This window comes from Paenibacillus sp. GXUN7292, assembly GCF_050864975.1.
Taxonomy (GTDB): domain Bacteria; phylum Bacillota; class Bacilli; order Paenibacillales; family Paenibacillaceae; genus Pristimantibacillus.
The window spans coordinates 1-18,019 of record NZ_JBOZWO010000009.1 but is presented as its reverse complement, the minus strand read 5'-3'; the positions used below and the strand labels follow the sequence as shown (position 1 = coordinate 18,019).

The window sequence follows — 18,019 nt, the reverse complement described above, 5'->3', positions numbered from 1 at the left end:
CGCATTCGATCTTAATTTGTCAGGGGGGGAGCTGGACGGAATGAAATCAGAAACCATATCAGAAGCTGCGATAAAAGGTGCTGTCACTCCGCCGAAGAAAAGCCGCTGGAGAGCAGTGAAGCGAGAATGGTATAAAAACTATGATTTGTACTTGCTTCTTCTTCCAGGAATTATCTTTTTTGCTATATTTCGATATATTCCGATGGCGGGATACATTATAGCGTTCAAAGATTACAACATGTTCAAAGGGTTATGGGAAAGTGAATGGGCCGGCTTTAAGTATTTTAGAGAAATGGTTGATCTGGTCAACTTCTGGCCGATGATCCGGAATACGATTATGCTAAATGTTTGGGCTCTCATTTTCGGCTTTCCGGCACCGATCATTCTTGCCCTTATGTTAAATGAAATTCGTAAGAAATGGTTTAAAAGAGTTTCACAATCTTTGCTGTATATCCCGCATTTCATGTCCTGGATTATTCTAGGGGGAATCGTCTACAATGTGCTTTCTCCGACGTACGGCATTGTCAATGAATTGATGCGTAGGCTCGGCATGGAGGAAATTTACTTCATGATCGACAGCGTATGGTGGGTCATTGCTTATGTTGGCTCCGGTATTTGGGCAAGCGCCGGCTGGGGGACGATTCTGTATCTGGCTGCGATGACAGCCATAGATCCGGCGCTGTATGAATCTGCTGAAATAGACGGAGCCGGACGCTTTAAAAAAGTGCTTCATATTACGATTCCGGGCATTATGCCGACCATACTTATTTTGCTAATCATTAATATCGGTAATTTGACGACAGTTGGTTTCGAGCATATTTTTGCCATGCAAAATGCTGCTGTTCAGGATGTTGCGCAAGTTATTTCCACCTTTATTTACAGCTACGGTATTCAGCAGGGCAATTTCAGCGTAACGACAGCTGTAGACACTGTCCAATCCTTAATTAACCTGGTGTTGATTCTTGGGGCCAACTATACAGTGCGCAAGATGGGGAGGGAAGGCTTGTGGTAGACAAGAGCAAAGCAGCGAAGGTAAAAGTGAGAACAAGAAAGGTGTATCGCCCTGGAGATGTTGTGTTCAACATATTCAATTACGGAATAGTTGCGCTTTTGACTTTTACTTGCGTCTTTCCATTTTTAAATCAGTTCGCAACCGCTTTCAGCGGCGAGTATGCGATCAAGACAGGACAGGTATATATTTGGCCGGTTGATTTCCAGCTGGACGGCATAAAAGCCGTTATAATGGATTCGGTTATTTTTCGGGCTCTATTAATTACAATCTTCTTGTCTGTAGTCGGCACGGCAGCAAATCTGCTGTTTACGGTTATTACGGCATACCCGCTGTCACGCAGAGATTTGAAAGGCAGAGTTCCAGTCATTAATTTTATTTTGATTACGATGCTTTTTTCCGGGGGGATGATTCCATCCTTCCTGCTCGTAAAGGAGCTGGGGCTGCTTAACAATTTGGCAGCACTCATTGTTCCCGGCTTGATCAGCGCCTTCTACGTATTTATTATGATGTCCTTTTTCCGCGGCTTGCCGGAGGAGATTCGCGAATCTGCTACGGTGGACGGCTGCAGCAACATGATGTATATTTTGAAATTTGTGCTCCCGCTCTCAAAAGCTACTCTGGCAACGGTTGGCTTGTTCTATGCGGTAGCCCATTGGAACAGTTACTTTTCAGCCGTGCTGTATATCGATAATCCGGACTTGTATCCACTGCAGGTAAAACTGCGCAACATATTGCTGCTATCGCAAATGGATACATCGCTTGAGACGCTCAATAATGAATTTGGTCTTGATTTGATTCAGGAATCTTTAAAAGCAGCGACAATTGTTTATTCCACAGTGCCGATTTTGTTGGTATACCCTTGGCTGCAAAAGTATTTCGTAAAGGGTGTTATGATCGGCTCTGTTAAGGGATAGAAAAAATGATAAGGAGGAAGGTCAATGAAAAAGCAGCAGCTTGTTTTAGCATTAATAATCGCGGCATTACTAGTTTTTGTTGCAGCTGGATGCTCAGGCAGCAGTACGCCTAAAACTCCTGCAAGCAGCAATAATGGCCAAAAGGAACAAAATAACGAGGGGCAAGGAAAAGAAGAGAATGAGCCGCAAAAGATAGAGACGATTAAAGTGGCGATCTGGGAGCGGGGTAATGCTCCTGAGGGACAAAAAATTACCGATACGGTTATGTCGCGCTGGGTAAATGAGCAAATGGCGCCGCTGGGTGTAAAAGTAGAATATGTTCCGCTTCCGCGGTCGGAGGAATCCGCAAAGCTTAGCGCATGGATGGCTTCTGGCACAGCGCCGGATGTAGTGTTGTCGTATGACATCAACACATTTTTGAAATATGCTTCACAAGGCGGCCTTGCTCCGCTTGACGATGCTATTTCCAAATACGGTCAAGATATTATGGTCAACAATAAAGAGGCTATGGAAGCTGTAGGCACATACGATGGCGTGCGTTATGCAGTTATGGCTAGAAAGCCAAGTGTTAACGGACCGACTATGAGTATTCGCAAAGACTGGCTTGATAAGCTGCAGATGGAGATTCCTACTACGCTTGATGAGCTTTACGAAGTGTTGAAGGCATTTAAGGAAAAGGATCCGGGCGGAGTCGGCAAGGATAAAGTGATTCCTTACTCTATGCCGGCTATCGGTCAAGCATCCACTGCATTTATGTATGGTACAACATTTGGGGCGGGAATGGGCAATGATGGTCCTGCGAGCCAAATATACTTTGCAACAGGAAAAATAGTAGACGGCGAGTTTAAATCAGGAGTTGTTTTGCCTGAAGGACGCGAGCATTTTAGATTTATGAACAAGCTGTACAAAGAAGGACTTATTCCTAAGGAATTTATTACGGACGTTAACTCTCAAAAGCATACAGAAAATGTAATGGCAGGCTATGTGGGCTTTATGGATGCCAACAAGCAAGCCTATGCCTTTAATGAGGAAATGGTTAAAGGCGGTATTGCAGACGTAAACTGGATCACACTCGAGCCGCTTAAGGCTCCTAATGGAGAACAAATTATTAATGCAGGCTCGCCATTCGGTATGTTCATTATGGTGCCGAAAACAAGCATCGATAAGACAGAAGCTGTCGTCAAATATTTGAACTGGATGTCTGATCCTGATGTTATTGTGACATTGAACGACGGCTTTGAGAATGAGCATTATAAAGTGGAGGACGGCATTCGGATTCTGCTTGATCCAGAAAAGAAAAAGAATGAAATCAGCTGGTATGCTCCGGACTTGGCTATTATGAGCCTGGGTCTTCCATGGTATCCAACAGATTTGGCGAGAATCCAGTATAAAGATAAAGGCGAGCAATTTGTTGAAGGGGTCATTCAATACCGCGAAATTATGACAAAATACGGTGTATTCCAGCCTACACTAACAAATGAACGCCCTTGGACAGAAAAAAATATGAGCGCGCTGGAAGGTATGCTGTATGAGGAGCTGTCGAAAGTTATTATTGCCGCAGATTTTGATGCCGCATATGATACTCTAATGCAAAAATGGGAAAAACTTGGCGGATCAAAGTACGATGAAGAGGTTACAGCAGGCTTGAAGGAAATCGGCAAAATCAATTAATAGCCATTATCGGTATAGTGATTAGTTGAAAACAGAAGAGATGAATGAACACAAGAAGGCTTAAGGATTTCACAAAGCGGCCGGTGTTTAATTCATCTCTTTCTTTTCTCCTTGAATTTCAATCATTCCTAATAAGCTGGTGATCAGGCATGAGAGTAGGTCAGGCAGTTTTAAAATACGAGACAGACATTATTCGCGAGTTAAGCGCGCTTATCCGTATCCGCAGCGTGAAGGAGCCGGCGCAGCCTGGCATGCCGTATGGGCCTGGTGTTGCCAGAGCGCTTGATTACATGCTGCAGTTGGGCGAAGCGCTAGGATTTAACATATGCAACGCGGATGGCTACGCAGGACATATCGAGTGGAGCGGCGGGGAAGAAATCGCCGCTGTTCTTGTTCATCTTGATACCGTTCCGGAGGGAGACGGCTGGAGCAGTAATCCGTTTATAGCCGAAATCCGCGGTGATTTGCTGATCGGAAGAGGGGCTTCTGATAATAAAGGGCCGGCTGTAGCTGCTGTTTATGCGCTTGCCGCATTAAGAGATGCCATCGGCAGACCGGAGCGAACGATAAGGATTATTTTTGGCACCGACGAAGAAAGCGGCATGACCGATATGGACTATTATTTCTCAAAGCATCCGCTTCCGTTATACGGTTTTACACCGGATGCCTCCTATCCGATTATCCATGCCGAGAAAGGATTTTTAGTTAATACGCTCTATGAAAAAAGAGATGCTGCTTGCCGCACTCCTATCCTTTCAATATCAGGAGGGGAAGCGCCGAATATGGTGCCGGATTATTGCGAAACGATACTGGATGTGGGGCTGCTTTCAGCAGAAGCGATCACCATACTGGAAGAGCATGCTAAAGCTTTAGACAGGGCTGAGCTTGATTGGCGCGACGGTTGCCTGAAGCTAAAGATAAGGGGTAAGTCAGGGCATGGCTCCTATCCGCCATCCGGCATAAATGCGATTGTATTAACACTGCAGCTGCTGAATAAAGCCGGTTTGCTTCACCCGCAACAACATAAACTGCTTTATGATTTGCATAAAAGCATCGGCTCTGAAGCGTTCGGACAATCGCTCGGCATCGCTTGCGAGGACCCTAAACACGGCAAATTGACTGTGAATTTGGCTGCGATCCGAGCAGATCGCGAGCAGGCATCAGCAGTTTTGAATATAAGATATCCTGTAACAAAAAATGGGGAGCAGCTTTTGAAGCAGCTGGAAGCGCGCTTTGCAAAAATCGGGATTGAGTTTTGGACAGAACAGCATATGGAGCCGCTTTACATTTCAGAGGATCAACCGCTCATTAAGAAGCTTGGCCGCGCCTATGAGCTTGTCATGAAGGAGCCGGTCAAGCTGCTTTCGATCGGAGGCGGCACCTATGCCCGGAAGCTGCAAAACAGGGGAGTTGCATTTGGCGCAGGCTTTCCGGGACGCAATCATGGACCTGGCGCGCATCAGCCGGATGAATGCATCTCGATTTCGGATTTAATGCTGCATGCCCAAATCTGTACGCAGGCGTTATACGAATTGCAAAAAAAGGGAGATGAATGAGATGGATAAGCAGTTGAATGCAGGCAGTCACAATGAGCTGCTGCGATTGGCCCGATTGCTGGAACAGCAGTGGGACAATCACCTTGAAAAAATAAACCGGGCACAGGATGAATTGGAGCGGCAAGCGCTTGTCAGCAAAGGGCTGCTTAATCTGACAACGGCTTTGTACTGTTGTTCTGCCTCCCGTTATTACAAGGATGATCAAATGCTTGATTGGGTGAAGACGGCTTGTCATTGCCTGCTGGCGGAACAGCTGGCAAGCGGATGTATTTCGCTGGCTAATTGCAATATCGATTCACCCCCGGATACGGCTTTTCAGGTGCACGGCACTACACTGGCTTATACGGTTATGAAGGAAAGCGGCATAAAGCAGCTGGCAGAGGCGATGGAACTGCTCGAGCTGTTTTTGCAGCGCGCGAAGCAGTGTCTGCTTACAGGCGGCATACATACGCCGAATCATCGCTGGGTCATGTGCGGAGCGCTCGCTAATTTATATGAGCTGTCTCCGGATGAGGCGCTGAAGGAAAGAGCGTTCCAGTTCTTTTCGGAGGAGCTTGATATTACGCCTTACGGGGAATGGACGGAGCGCAGCAATGCGATGTACAACTCGGCGCTGGCCATTCATCTTATCGATGCAGCAGAGATTTTTGAGCATCAGCCAGCTTGGGATGCTGTACGCAGCAACTTGCTCATGATGCGTCATATGTTTCATCCGGATGATACGATCGCAACGGAATATTCGGGCCGTCAAGATCTAGGCCAGCAAGCGAAGATGAATGATTGGTACTATACGGCGCTGCACTTGATGGCAAGCAAGGAGCAAAGCGAGGAGCTTGTTGCGCTTGCCCGTTATGCGGAGCAGACAGCAACGGCAGGCGCTCACGCGCTCATGTACTGGATGCTGAAGCCGGAGCGCATGGCATTGCCAGACATACGCGATGCTGAGATGCCGAAAGCATACACCGTTTTTCTTGGTGAAGGGAATGAAACACTGGTTCCCGCCCATATTCCTTATTTGGGCAAGCTGGTGCAGCATCCGCATGGAGCGCCGCTTGTGCGCCATAGACGGGGAGACTTGAGCATTACGCTTATGTCCGGACAGCAGGATATTTTGTATGTGCAATACAAAAGCACTCGAATGGTTGGATACAGGCTTGGACTAGGCTGGTTCGGCATCGGCTCGGCAGCGTTTCCTTCTATGAAACAGCTGGATCAACATACGTACCGTTTGGAAATTAGCCTTGAGGGCTGTTACTTTGAGCCGCTGCCGCCTGCCAAAACAGAAGGGCTTAAAGGAAGCTATGTAAATATGCCCAACCATGAGCGCGGCAAGACGCATCAATCCCAGCTGGATATCGCGCTTGAGGTCAAGCTGCTTGAGGATGGGGCTGATTTAACGATAATATCGCAATCTGTGCCTAATATTTTGGTGCAGCATATTTTTCAGTTCATGCCGGAAAGCCAGTTCGCGGGCGAAGGGATAAAACCGTCCGGAAATCCGCTGGTCAGCTGGCTGACCCAAGGAACAGCCTGCATCGAGCAGGAAGGCAGCTGCATGACAATCGGTCCTGGCACGCATCGCCATCTGGAGGTTGTGCCGCGTAATGACCGGATAAATCATGAGCTTAATCGGCTAGTTATAAACGGCAAGACGCCGCTTTCGGATACGATATCGATTCGGTGCTTTGACCGGTCCTGAAAGGCGGTTCGCTGAATGGAATACGGAATGGGAGCGGACAAAGGGGGCGCAAGGAGATGGAGTGGAAAGCAAGATGGATTTGGATCGATAGCGAAAAACAGCCGTTGAACAAGCAAGCCTGCTTCCGCAAAACGTTTGAGATTAGCAAGGATGAGCTGGAGGATGCTGTTATTCATATTAGCGCCGATAGCTGCTTTTGGCTGTATGTGAATGGGAAAAGAGCAGGCAGCGGTCCGATTCGTTCCACCTCGGAGCATTGGTACTATGAAAGCTGCTCCGCTGCGCATTTACTGCGGGAAGGAAGCAATACGATAGCGGTGCAAGTATGGCATTACGGGCATTCCAACTATCAGTATGTTGAAAATAGAGCAGGAATGGCGTTGCAGCTTGATCTGAAATATTCAAACGGCATAACGGAAAGCCGAGGCTCAGACAGCAGCTGGAAGGCGCATGTACATGAGGGATATAAGCGAAATACAGTGAAGCGGAATGTAAATATCGGGTGGCTTGAAGTATATGATGCCAGAAGCTGGGATGACAGCTGGACCGCTGAAACATTTGATGACAGCAATTGGCCGCAGGCGCATGAAATTTGCCAGGTTGGTGAAGGAGCATGGGGAACGCTCTATCCGCGTGATATTGAACCGTTTGCCTGCAATCGGGTTTTTCCAAGACAGCTTGTATCCGTTTCCGAGGTTAAACCGCTGCAAATGGTTGTATCGCTTAATATGCGAGAAATGTTTTTCCCGGGCAGCCGCGACGCCAACGTTAAAATTTTCAGCGGATTTTTTGGTACGGTGCTGGAGCTCGAGCACGATGCAGCGGGCAAGCTGAGCTTTGCGCATTCTCCATGGAATGGTGTGCAGGGCCGTTTTCGAATAGATGATAAATGGTATAAAACCGGTGATGAGCTTCGTTTAACGAAAGGCCGCCATTTGTTCATGACGGAAGCCTTCGGTGTATATAACGATGTAATCAGTCATTTGGAGTGGGATTTCAAGGAGCCGATCCGCTTTATTCATCCTTTTAAAGAGCAATTGAACGAAGGAGAATCGCCATTTGTCGTTTGGGGGCCTTTTCAGACAATAACGTCAAAAGCGGACGGGTACAATCCGGTGTATGGCGGTGTTGAGAAGCGAAGCGGTCTTGACCGGGAGCTTCCGGCATTTGCAGAAGCAGGCAAAGCTGACTCGCTTGCATCTCTCGAAGCTTACAAGCACGAGCTGCGCACCATGCCAGCAGATTGTGTCATTTATAATGAAATGATTTATTCCTTAATGCACCGCAAGGAGTTGCTTGTCTCCAATGCCGTGCGCAAGGAGCATGAACGCTTGCTCTACGATCATGAGAAGCCTGCCGTTATTGAGCTTTCGAGGCAGGGAGGAGATCAGGAGCTTGTGCTTGACTTCGGCAAGCTGTATGTCGGCGAAGTAACGCTCGAGCTTCAGGCGGCGGAAGGAACCGTGATCGATGTGTATGGCTTTGAAGCCATTGTCAACGGCAGTATCCGTTATACTTCTGGTCTTAACAACGCCTTTCGCTATACAGCCCGCGGCGGGCGGCAAACGTTCCGCAGCGTATCCAGAATGGGCTTTCGCTATTTGATGCTTGCCATCCGCCAGCAAACAGCGCCTGTGTCGCTGTACCGCGTATATTTGGAGCAGTCCGGCTATCCTGCTGCGGATCAAGCGCAGTTTCGCTGTTCGGACCCGCTTCTAAACGATATTTGGGAAATTAGCCGTCATACATCAGAGGTTTGTACAGAGGATACATTTGTAGATTGTCCGACCTTTGAGCGCGTATTTTGGGTAGGAGATTGCCGGGTCAGCGCGCTAGTCAACTATTATTTATTCGGTTCTTACGAGCTTGTAAGGCATTGTCTGGAGATGGTGCCGCGCTCGTCAGACAAAAGCCCGCTGCTGCTTTCCAGCTTGCCTACGGACTGGCAGTCCGTTATACCAATGTGGACCTTCAGCTGGATGATTGCGATTAAAGATTATGCAGCATACAGCGGTGACCGCTCATTTGAAGCAAGCATCTATCCAGAGTATGCCAAGGCGCTTGATGAATATTGCAAATTTTTGAATAGGGACGATTTGTTTGATATAAGCTCTTGGAATTTGGTGGATTGGGCGGATATGGATATTCCGTATGTTGGCGTGGGAACAGCGCAGCATGGAGCGCTTGCTTATTGCTGCAGTCTGGGCGCTGATATGGCGGAGCGTCTTGGCAAGCAGGAGGACGCAGCCAAGTACCGGGCGATTGCTGCAAAAATGCGTGCAGCCTTGAAGCAGCATTTGTGGATCGAGAAAGAGCAGGCCTTTATAGACGGACGTTACCGCGACGGAGAGATGTCCAAAACGTACAGCCATCAGACGCATGTCTTGCTGTATTTGTTTGAAGCGCTGGATGGGGAGCTGCAGAGTAAGCTGGAGGAGCGGCTTCTTAATCCGCCAGAGCATTGGATTTCTGTTATTTCACCATTCATGTCCTTTTATTTATTTGATGTCTGGCAGCGAATGGGGAAAATGGATCGCATTATAGAACGGATCAAGCTTGTATGGGGGGCGATGGTGCGCCAGGGCTCCACGACAGCTTGGGAAACGTATCCGAATACGCGCAGCTTTGCCCATGCCTGGTCTGCAGCGCCATGCTATGTGCTGGGCAAGCATCTGCTTGGCGTAAAGCGGCTGGCGGACGGCTTTGCCTCAATTGAATTCGAGCTTCCTGTCTTGGACTCCATAGACTGGGCGGAAGGTTCAATCCCAACGCCATTCGGCAGAATTGATGCAGCCTGGAGCAGGGAGGACGGCAAGCGGCAAATGATCGTGACTGTACCGGAAGCGATTGAGGTGCACCAGCAGGCTGCTGAAAAGGCAGGCTGGCAAATTGAGATTAAACGTGTCAAAGGATAGGGGAGGATGCAGCATGATTAAGCCGTTTGTCGATTGGAAGCAGGTGCAAGATAACATAGACCGTTATGACTGGGCGCGGCATATCCATAGCCAGCTGGCCGATTATACGCACGGCTGGATGGAGCGGTATGCGGATTCAGCTGACAATATTGCAGGCTGGGGACATTATTACTTCTGCAGTGAATGTTATAATAAGCTCCCGTTCGAGCCTGATGCGCCCTGCGTTCATTATTGCGTCTCCTGCGGTCACTACAATGCAGGCACGGATTACGATGAAGCATGGAACTATTTGTACCGGGATGAGGTTGCCAAAACGGTCTTTTATGCAGGCGTATTGTACAGCTTAAATAAAAATAATGCGTATGTGGACTGGATACGCAAGGTGCTCCAATTTTATAGCAGCCATTATGAGTCGCTGCAGGTGCGCGTGCCGAAAGGCTTTATCGGCAAAATAGCCGGAACCGATTTATGCGATGCAGTCAATATAATCTGGCTGCTTCAAGGCATGCAGCTCATAAGAGAAGAGCTGACGGAAGAAGAGCTGCAGGAATATAAAGAAAAGCTGTTTATTCCTGAGGCAGAGCTCTTATATAGCCACAGCCGCAGCATTAACAATATTCCATGCTGGATGATGTGCGCGGTTGCGATGATCGGCATGTATTTCAAGGAAGAGGACTGGGTTGATAAAGCGGTGCTGAGCGATTATGGGCTAATCAATCAGCTGTCCAAAGGCGTGACACGGGAAGGCTTCTGGCTGGAAGGATCGTTCCATTATCATTTCTATTGTGCTGAGCCGTTCGTTTATGTGCTGCAATTCGCGGAGCAATACGGCATTAAGCTTCCGTCCATTTCTGAAACCGTGCTTCGCATGTATCAATACCCGGTCGAGATCGCCTTCCGGAACGGGCGTTTCCCTAATCCGAATGACAGCTGGCCGCTCGCAGCCTTTAGCGCATATGCAGGTCAGTATGAGTGGATGAATGCTTTATATGATGACTCCTGTCTGGAGCATGCGCTGTCGATCAGTTATAACGGCTATTACGTGCCTTCCTTTGCTTTTGGAGGCATGTGCGATACCCATCCTGACGGCTGGGTACAGCGCTTATTGTTCGGCAAGGATCAATATAGCAGGCTGGAGATGGGCATGCTGCCGCCGCGCTGCGATGACCATATCGAATTTTGCATGCTGCGCAACAAACAGGTTGAATTGTTTGTCAAATATGGCTTCCATCAGCGCAATCATTCTCATCCCGACGCGATGAATATAGAGATTTGCGTGGACGAGGATCCCGTATCGTATGACATTGCTAACGCCGGCTACGGCTCGCAGCTGTTCCGCGAATGGCAGCGCAAAAGCGTGGCCCATAATACGGTCGTTATAGACGGACGCGATCAAGAGGAGCGGGTGCGCGGCACAGTAGAGTTTTTTGATGCGGCGAGCAATGAAGCGCGGTTCCGCGCTGACGGCGTATATGCAGGCGTTAACTTTATAAGAAGCTTGGAGCTGAACGGTTTGCAGCTGAAGGATACTTTCACTGTAGAAAGCAAAGAAGCTCGCACGATGGATTGGGTTTTTCACTGCGAAGGAGAGCTGAAAACAGATTTTACCGCAGTCCCTTGTCCGCCGCTTGGCACAGAAGACGGTTATCAGCATTTGCTGGAATTGCGGTGCTATGAGACGAGTGCAGCGTGGGAAGTGCGTTTCGAGCTGGAGGATAAAACGGTTGTGCTTGCAATGGAAGGCGAGCCAGGCACAGAAATCTATTTGTTCAAAGGCTATGAATATACTGCCGAGAAGATAAGACCGGGCGTGCTTGTACGGCGCAAAGGCGCAGGAACGGTATTCCGTTCGGCCTTCACTTTTGTGACGGGCGGCTGGCAGCAACAATAAGAACGGAAGGGAGGCAGGCTTGCATGAACAGAAATGAGGATGTGCGAGGCGGCAATTATGCCGGCCAAAAGCTGAGCAAGGAAAATATTTGCGCGCATTTGGGCGATGATTATGATCGCTATTTGGGAGCGATTGTCCCGCCTATTTTTCAAAACACGCTTTTTACGAGAAAAACGAAAAGCCATGGATATACCTATACAAGGGTATCAAATCCAACATTAGAAACAGCGGAGCAAAAAATTGCAGCGCTGGAGGAAGGAGAGCAGGCGCTTGTTTTCTCCTCCGGCATGAGTGCGATAACGGCAGCGCTTATGTATTTTATGGAGAAGGATTGCCATATTATTTCGCTCAAAAGCGCTTATACGCCGGCTCGTAAATTCATTGATACTTATATGACTAAGTTTGGTGTGGAAAGCACCTTCCTGTCAGGTGAAAACGTAGAGGAATTTGAGCAGGCGATCCGACCGGACACGAAAATCATTTATTTGGAAAGCCCGGTATCCAACGTGTTTTCCATGCAGGATTTGGAGCAAATCGCCAAGCTGGCGAAAAGCCGTGGCATCGCCACTATTGTAGATAACACCTGGGCTACGCCGCTGTTTCAAAATCCGCTTCTCTTCGGCATCGATGTTGTTGTTCATTCCGCTTCCAAGTACTTGGGCGGACATAGCGATATTATCGGCGGAGTATTGATCAGCTCGAAGGAAATTGCCGAATCGATTATGCACAATGAGCGCGGCATGTATGGCGCTGTGATGGACCCGCACCAAGCTTGGCTGCTGACCAGAGGGCTGCGCACGCTTCCGCTGCGAATGGAGAAGCATCAGCAAAGCGGGCTAGAGGTAGCGAAGTTTTTGCAAGAGCATCCGCTGGTCGAGAAGGTATTTTATCCGGGCTTGAAAGAGCATTCGCAGTATGAGCTCGGCCAAAAGCAAATGTCCGGCTACTGCGGGCTGATGAGCTTTATACCCAAAGGTGCCGTTTTGCCGATTACTAGCATGCCGAAGGCGATGGACATATTCGAGGTAGGTCCGAGCTGGGGCGGATTTGAAAGCTTGATGAACTTCCCTGGAGCCGGCATTACGCCCGAGGCTTCTGAACTGACAGGCATACCGGCGGGACTGGTTCGCATATCCGTAGGACTTGAAAATGTGCAGTCGATTATGGAGGATTTGGACCGCGGTCTTCACAGCTTGACAAGAAGCGTATAAAAGGCACAAACAAGGACGGTGACCGTAAAACATGCAGATCAAAATGTTTAAAGCGCTTTGGGGCATGACTGGCGAGTATGAGGAGCAGCTGGAGCGTATTGCAGAGGCCGGCTATGACGGTGTGGAGTGTCTTGTGCCGCCGCCTGAGAAAACCGCTGAGTTTCGTCGTCTCCTTGAGCAGTATAAGCTTGAATACATTCCTATGATCTATACGGATGGCGATCATAAAGCCAGCTTTCGCAACAGGCTGCTGAGAGCTCTTGAATTTCACCCGAAGAAGGTGAATTCGCATAGTGCCAAGGATTGGATGAGTTTCGATGAGCAGAAGCAGTTTTTTGAATTTGCCATGAAAACGGAGCAGGAGCTCGGCATAGTCGTAGCTCACGAAACTCATCGCAGCCGCGCAACATACTCGGCCTGGAACACAGCCAAGCTGCTGCGGGAGTTTCCGGATATGCGGCTGACGGCAGATTTCAGCCATTGGGTCGTCGTATCCGAATCGCTTCTTGAGGATCAGATGGACAATGTGCGGCTGGCGATGGAGCGCACTATACATTTGCATACGAGAGTCGGCTTTCGCCACGGACCGCAGGTGCCTGACCCGAGAGCGCCGGAATATGCGCTGGAGCTGGAGGAGCATGCCAAATGGTGGGATGAGCTGTATCGCATTCATCTTGCGCGGGGCGAAAGCGAAATAACGATTGATCCGGAATTCGGACCGCCCGGTTATATGCATACATTGCCGTATACAAAGCAGCCGATTGCTGATTTATGGAGCGTTTGTTTATGGATGGCTAATTATAACAGAGAGCGATTATCGAATTTATAGTCATTTATTTGGAAATGGGGGAGTGGAAATGACGATACACGCAGATTTGCAGCGTGATAAAATTGATAGTCTGATAGGCAAAATTATAGACGGCATGATTCATATAAAAGCTGAGATTAAAGAAGATACGCCTGTCAGCATTATATCGATGGACAAATGGGACTGGTCGCAGGGCGTAGGCTTGTTCTCGCTTTATTTGTACTATAAGGAAACGAATAATAAACAGATATTGAACTATTTGATCCAGTGGTTCGAGCAGCGCATTGAAGAGGGGCTGCCTGAGAAGAACATCAATACGATGTGCCCGATGCTGACGCTTAGCTACTTGTACGAGGAAACAGGCCGCGAGGATTTCTTTGCGCTGTGCAAGGAGTGGGTGCATTATGCGATGACGGGAATTCCGCGAACGCCGGAAATGGGATTGGCGCATGCGACGATTGACGGGCCGAATGAAAACCAGCTGTGGGATGATACGCTTTATATGACGGTGCTGTTTGTAGGCAGAATGGGCGGTCTGATGAACAACGATGACTATTATCAGGAAAGCATCCGCCAGTTTCTTGTGCATCTCAAATATTTGACTGATACATCTACCGGCTTGTTTTTTCATGGCTGGACATTCGACGGCAATCATAACTTTGCCAGAGCGCTGTGGGGCAGGGGGAATGCCTGGTATACGGCAGGTCTGGTAGATTATTTGGATATGGTTACGCTGCCGGACGGCGTGGCGCAATTTCTGATTACATCGCTGGAACGCCAGGTGTTGGCCTTATCCAAACTGCAAGCAGAGGACGGCATGTGGCATACCGTCTTGAATGATCCGTCCTCCTATGTTGAAACGTCGGCAACGAGCGGATTTGCATATGGGATTTTAAAAGCGGTGCGCAAGGGCTATTTGGATGAGAAATACCTTGAGGCCGGCATGAAGGGACTGCAGGCGGTATTATCCCGCATCAGCGAGGACGGAACGGTACGGGACGTTTCCTACGGCACGCGCATGGGCGAAAGCGTAGATTACTATAAAAATATTCCGCTTTGCCCGATGCCCTATGGACAGTCTATGGCGCTCTTAATGCTTGCTGAAAGCTTGAAGCATGTGAAGTAAGCAGCAGTCCGGCTCATCACTGACAATGAACGGACACTCTCATTTTCACCCGTTGATCCAATGATGCTACGGCGTTTCGCCCGGTCTAGCTGCTTTGCGGTACTGGCTTGGCGAAAGGCCGACTGCATTTTTAAATAGCTTGTTAAAAAAGCTAAGGTCGTCGAAGCCTGCTTCAGCAGCAATTTCTACAATTTTTGTATCCGTTTGCGATAGCATTTGCTTAGCGGCTTTTATACGAATTTCGTTGCGGAATTCAATAAAGGTTTTGCCAATATATTGTTTAAATTTGTTAGAGAAACCGGCGGTGCTCATCCGGCACATTTCACTTACCTGCACCAAGGTAAGCGGCTGGGCGTAGTGCTTGCGGATAAACTCGCTTATATGCTGCATAATCTTCTCGTCTGTTGACAGCATCGTAAGCGGGGTATGCTTGCGGTCATGATAACAGCGGCTTAAAAAAATAAACAGTTCGATTAAACGGGTTTTCGTTAAAATTCGGTAGCCCAGTTTTTTCTCCTTAAAATCAAGAATAATGCGGTCGAGAAGCGATTCTATCTCCATCTGTTCAACAGGCTGCAGACGCAAATGTCCTTCAAAATGAACAGTTGACCGCAAAAACGGCTCTACGTAGAAGAAATCTACGAACGAGGTTACATCAGAAAGAGATTCCAGCTCGCGCCTTAGAAGAGTTGGTTGAAATAGAACATTATAAACGAGCGGGGGCTGCTTGCTGCCGCTGCGGTAAGCATGCTCCTCGCCGGGTTCGATCATAAAGACATCACCTTCAGAAATCTTATAATATTCTCCTTTATAAAAATGCTCGCCCTGACCTTTAGCCACGTAGACGAGCTCAAAAAATTCGTGAGAATGCCGCTCTACGATTTCACCTTCGCTAAACCGGTAAGGGGCTATATGAAACTGGAAGCTGTCGCTTTCCAAAAAAGATTTACTGTCCATGAGAGTCATAGCCTTCACTCCTTTAGCCTTGATGGATCATTCTGCAGCATAATTATACTTGAAACGCTTACAGGATCATAGTGAAATGATGTAATGATTTGGCATATAACTATATAATAATAACAAAGGATGAAGACTATGAAATACAAAGTATTTGGCAAAACAGGCTGGAAAGTATCAGAAATCGGCTTCGGCGGCTGGCAGCTTGGAGGGGAGTTCGGCCATGTGGAGGATGCTGATTCTATCCGCACCCTGCTTGCTGCGTTTGAGAGAGGCATTAATCTGGTAGATACGGCACAAATGTATGGCAAGGGCCGCTCGGAAGAGGTAATCGGCAAAGCGCTTAAACTGTGGAAGGGCGATCCTATTTATGTTGCTACAAAGGTGCAGCCGATGGCATGGCCGCGCCCGGAAGAGGCGAATCCGGAGATGGCAGGCCGATATTCACGCGAGCATATTCGTACGAACTGCGAGAAAAGCTTGAAAAGGCTTGGCACGGAGACGATAGATTTATACCAATTGCACGGCTGGTTTCCAACAGGCATCGAGCATACGGATTGGCTGGAAGCGCTCCGCGAGCTGCAGCAGGAAGGCAAAATCCGCGAATTCGGCGTATCGGTTAGAGATTACCGCCCCGAGGACGGCGTTGAAATAGCGAAAACGGGCTGGATTGCCTCCGAGCAGGTTGTTTATAATCTGTTTGAGCAGCGCCCGGGCGGCGAGTTGTTTGAAGCTTGTCAAAAGCATGGCGTTGGCGTGCTTGCGAGAGTGCCTTTTGATGAAGGCTCGCTGATTGGCAACTGGAATGAAAATACGTACGAAACGTTCGGAGAGAAAGATGTTCGCAAGTTCTACTTCCGCGGTGAACGGTTCATGGAAACCTACCGTGCTGTAGAGAAAATGAAAGCGGCTATTTCGGCCTATACAGGCGAAAAGGAAATCAAGCTTCATGAATATGCTTTGAAGTTTTGCTTATCTCATGAAGCAGTAAGCTGTGTTATTCCGGGCATGAAAACGATTAGCGAGATGGAATCCAATATTCGCGTGTCGGACTCCGAGAAGCTCGATCAAGGGCTGCTGGACATTTTGAGGCCTTTTAATTGGCCGCGCAATTATCATTCGTAATCCGGCACAACAACAACCTACTAAAGTGAAGAGGGCGGTTAACGATGGCAATGCCAATGGAGAAATTTGTCGATCACGCATTTAATGAATCTCTGGGCCATTTTCCAGTTTACTGCGAAAACAAAAACGACGATCCGAACATGCACGCTTTGCATTCGCATAACGGCTATGAATTTCATTTTTCATTTTCCAGCAAGGCGTTGATGATGGTTGGAAATCAGGAATTTAAAGTAAAGCCGGGCAATGTGTTTATTATTCGTCCGCTAGTTTATCACGCTGTACAGGTTAATCAGGAGTCAGTATACCGCAGAACGATTTTGTCTGTGGAGGAAAACTATTTCGGTGCACTGCTTGAATCTGACCAGGAAATAGTAGCTATTGTACAATCATGGTTTCCACAGGACGATATCGTTTCTTTGGAAATGACATTAGAAAGCAGGGATTTGCTCAAAATCCAGGATATTCTTCAATCCGCTGAACGCGAGCTAAAGGAAAAGAAGAAGGGCTATGAGCTTTTCGTCAAAACCTTGCTGACGCAACTAATTCTTCTGCTTGGCAGAACGAAGGAGTCATCTGTAAGCGTAGAGCGGGCATCGACAGAAATGCGGGAAATTACGACGCGGATGATGGAGCATATCGTAGAGCATTGCTGCGATCGGATTGATATGTCTGCTCTGGCGGAGCAATTTCATATTTCCAAATCCTATATGTTTAAAATTTTCAAAATGTTTACCGGCTATACGCCATATCAATATTTAATGCTGGAGCGGATTGCTCGCGCTAAGCAAATGCTCCATGCAGAAAATGTGACAATTACGCAAATTGCTGCGCGCACAGGCTTCAATGACTCTTCACACTTTATACGCACCTTCAAAGAAGCAACGGGCATGACGCCGGGGGATTATAAAAGCGCCTCGAGAGAGCAGGCTATGCTGATTAATGCGACTGGCTGACATTTGCTGTGGTCGACCGACCGCCGTCATGTAGCAATACACCGCGTGCTTGGAGCTGCGCGCGGTACAAAACTATAAAAAAGCCCGCAAGGTTATGCGGACTGGTCTGGGCAAAAATCAATTTCTATTGCATTGCTTGTATTTTTGAATTTTGTGGTCACATTGCTCTCAATGGATCAAG

The 18,019-nt window shown here is 48.1% G+C and carries 13 protein-coding genes; 12 read left to right on the top strand and 1 reads right to left on the bottom strand.

Annotated features, from left to right (window positions below; all coding sequences use genetic code 11):
* Positions 1-40: 40 nt before the first annotated feature.
* The 10 genes from ACRRU2_RS09995 (at position 41) to ACRRU2_RS09950 (ending at position 14,803) form a co-directional block, all read left to right on the top strand.
* Positions 41-1,012 (top strand): ABC transporter permease, encoded by a 972-nt coding sequence (locus tag ACRRU2_RS09995; RefSeq protein WP_331699893.1) that lies wholly within the window; start codon positions 41-43, stop codon positions 1,010-1,012.
* Positions 1,006-1,926 (top strand): carbohydrate ABC transporter permease, encoded by a 921-nt coding sequence (locus tag ACRRU2_RS09990; protein WP_331699894.1) that lies wholly within the window; start codon positions 1,006-1,008, stop codon positions 1,924-1,926. Before ACRRU2_RS09995 ends, ACRRU2_RS09990 begins: the two co-directional genes overlap by 7 nt.
* A gap of 24 nt (positions 1,927-1,950) precedes the next feature.
* Entirely contained in the window at positions 1,951-3,597 is a 1,647-nt protein-coding gene (locus ACRRU2_RS09985; RefSeq protein ID WP_331699895.1) for an extracellular solute-binding protein, read from the top strand.
* A 149-nt stretch (positions 3,598-3,746) separates the two neighbouring features.
* Positions 3,747-5,153 carry a dipeptidase PepV gene (pepV, locus tag ACRRU2_RS09980; RefSeq protein WP_432501229.1) on the top strand — a complete coding sequence of 469 codons (1,407 nt, stop codon included), beginning with the start codon at positions 3,747-3,749 and terminating at the stop codon, positions 5,151-5,153.
* 1 nt (position 5,154) lies between these two features.
* Positions 5,155-6,852 carry a hypothetical protein gene (locus ACRRU2_RS09975; RefSeq protein ID WP_432501227.1) on the top strand — a complete coding sequence of 566 codons (1,698 nt, stop codon included), beginning with the start codon at positions 5,155-5,157 and terminating at the stop codon, positions 6,850-6,852.
* A gap of 56 nt (positions 6,853-6,908) precedes the next feature.
* On the top strand, positions 6,909-9,767 hold the full coding sequence (locus ACRRU2_RS09970; protein ID WP_432501224.1) for a family 78 glycoside hydrolase catalytic domain: 2,859 nt from the start codon (positions 6,909-6,911) through the stop codon (positions 9,765-9,767).
* A gap of 13 nt (positions 9,768-9,780) precedes the next feature.
* Positions 9,781-11,658 carry a heparinase II/III domain-containing protein gene (locus ACRRU2_RS09965; RefSeq protein ID WP_432501222.1) on the top strand — a complete coding sequence of 626 codons (1,878 nt, stop codon included), beginning with the start codon at positions 9,781-9,783 and terminating at the stop codon, positions 11,656-11,658.
* Positions 11,659-11,681: 23 nt separating this feature from the next.
* On the top strand, positions 11,682-12,869 hold the full coding sequence (locus ACRRU2_RS09960; RefSeq protein WP_432501219.1) for a trans-sulfuration enzyme family protein: 1,188 nt from the start codon (positions 11,682-11,684) through the stop codon (positions 12,867-12,869).
* 31 nt (positions 12,870-12,900) lie between these two features.
* Positions 12,901-13,698 carry a sugar phosphate isomerase/epimerase family protein gene (locus ACRRU2_RS09955; protein ID WP_432501217.1) on the top strand — a complete coding sequence of 266 codons (798 nt, stop codon included), beginning with the start codon at positions 12,901-12,903 and terminating at the stop codon, positions 13,696-13,698.
* Positions 13,699-13,726: 28 nt separating this feature from the next.
* The gene (locus ACRRU2_RS09950) at positions 13,727-14,803 is read left to right on the top strand and encodes a glycoside hydrolase family 88/105 protein (protein ID WP_331699902.1); all 1,077 of its coding nucleotides are present in this window, start codon (positions 13,727-13,729) and stop codon (positions 14,801-14,803) included.
* A 66-nt stretch (positions 14,804-14,869) separates the two neighbouring features.
* On the opposite strand, the gene ACRRU2_RS09945 is transcribed toward ACRRU2_RS09950, so the two are convergent.
* On the bottom strand, positions 14,870-15,769 hold the full coding sequence (locus ACRRU2_RS09945; protein ID WP_432501214.1) for a helix-turn-helix domain-containing protein: 900 nt from the start codon (positions 15,767-15,769) through the stop codon (positions 14,870-14,872).
* Positions 15,770-15,898: 129 nt separating this feature from the next.
* Here ACRRU2_RS09945 and ACRRU2_RS09940 point away from each other — a divergent pair, with 129 nt between their 5' ends.
* Positions 15,899-16,885 (top strand): aldo/keto reductase, encoded by a 987-nt coding sequence (locus tag ACRRU2_RS09940; RefSeq protein ID WP_432501211.1) that lies wholly within the window; start codon positions 15,899-15,901, stop codon positions 16,883-16,885.
* 44 nt (positions 16,886-16,929) lie between these two features.
* A complete protein-coding gene (locus tag ACRRU2_RS09935) occupies positions 16,930-17,838 on the top strand; it encodes an AraC family transcriptional regulator (RefSeq protein WP_331699905.1) in 909 nt (302 codons plus the stop codon).
* The last annotated feature ends 181 nt before the right edge of the window (positions 17,839-18,019 follow it).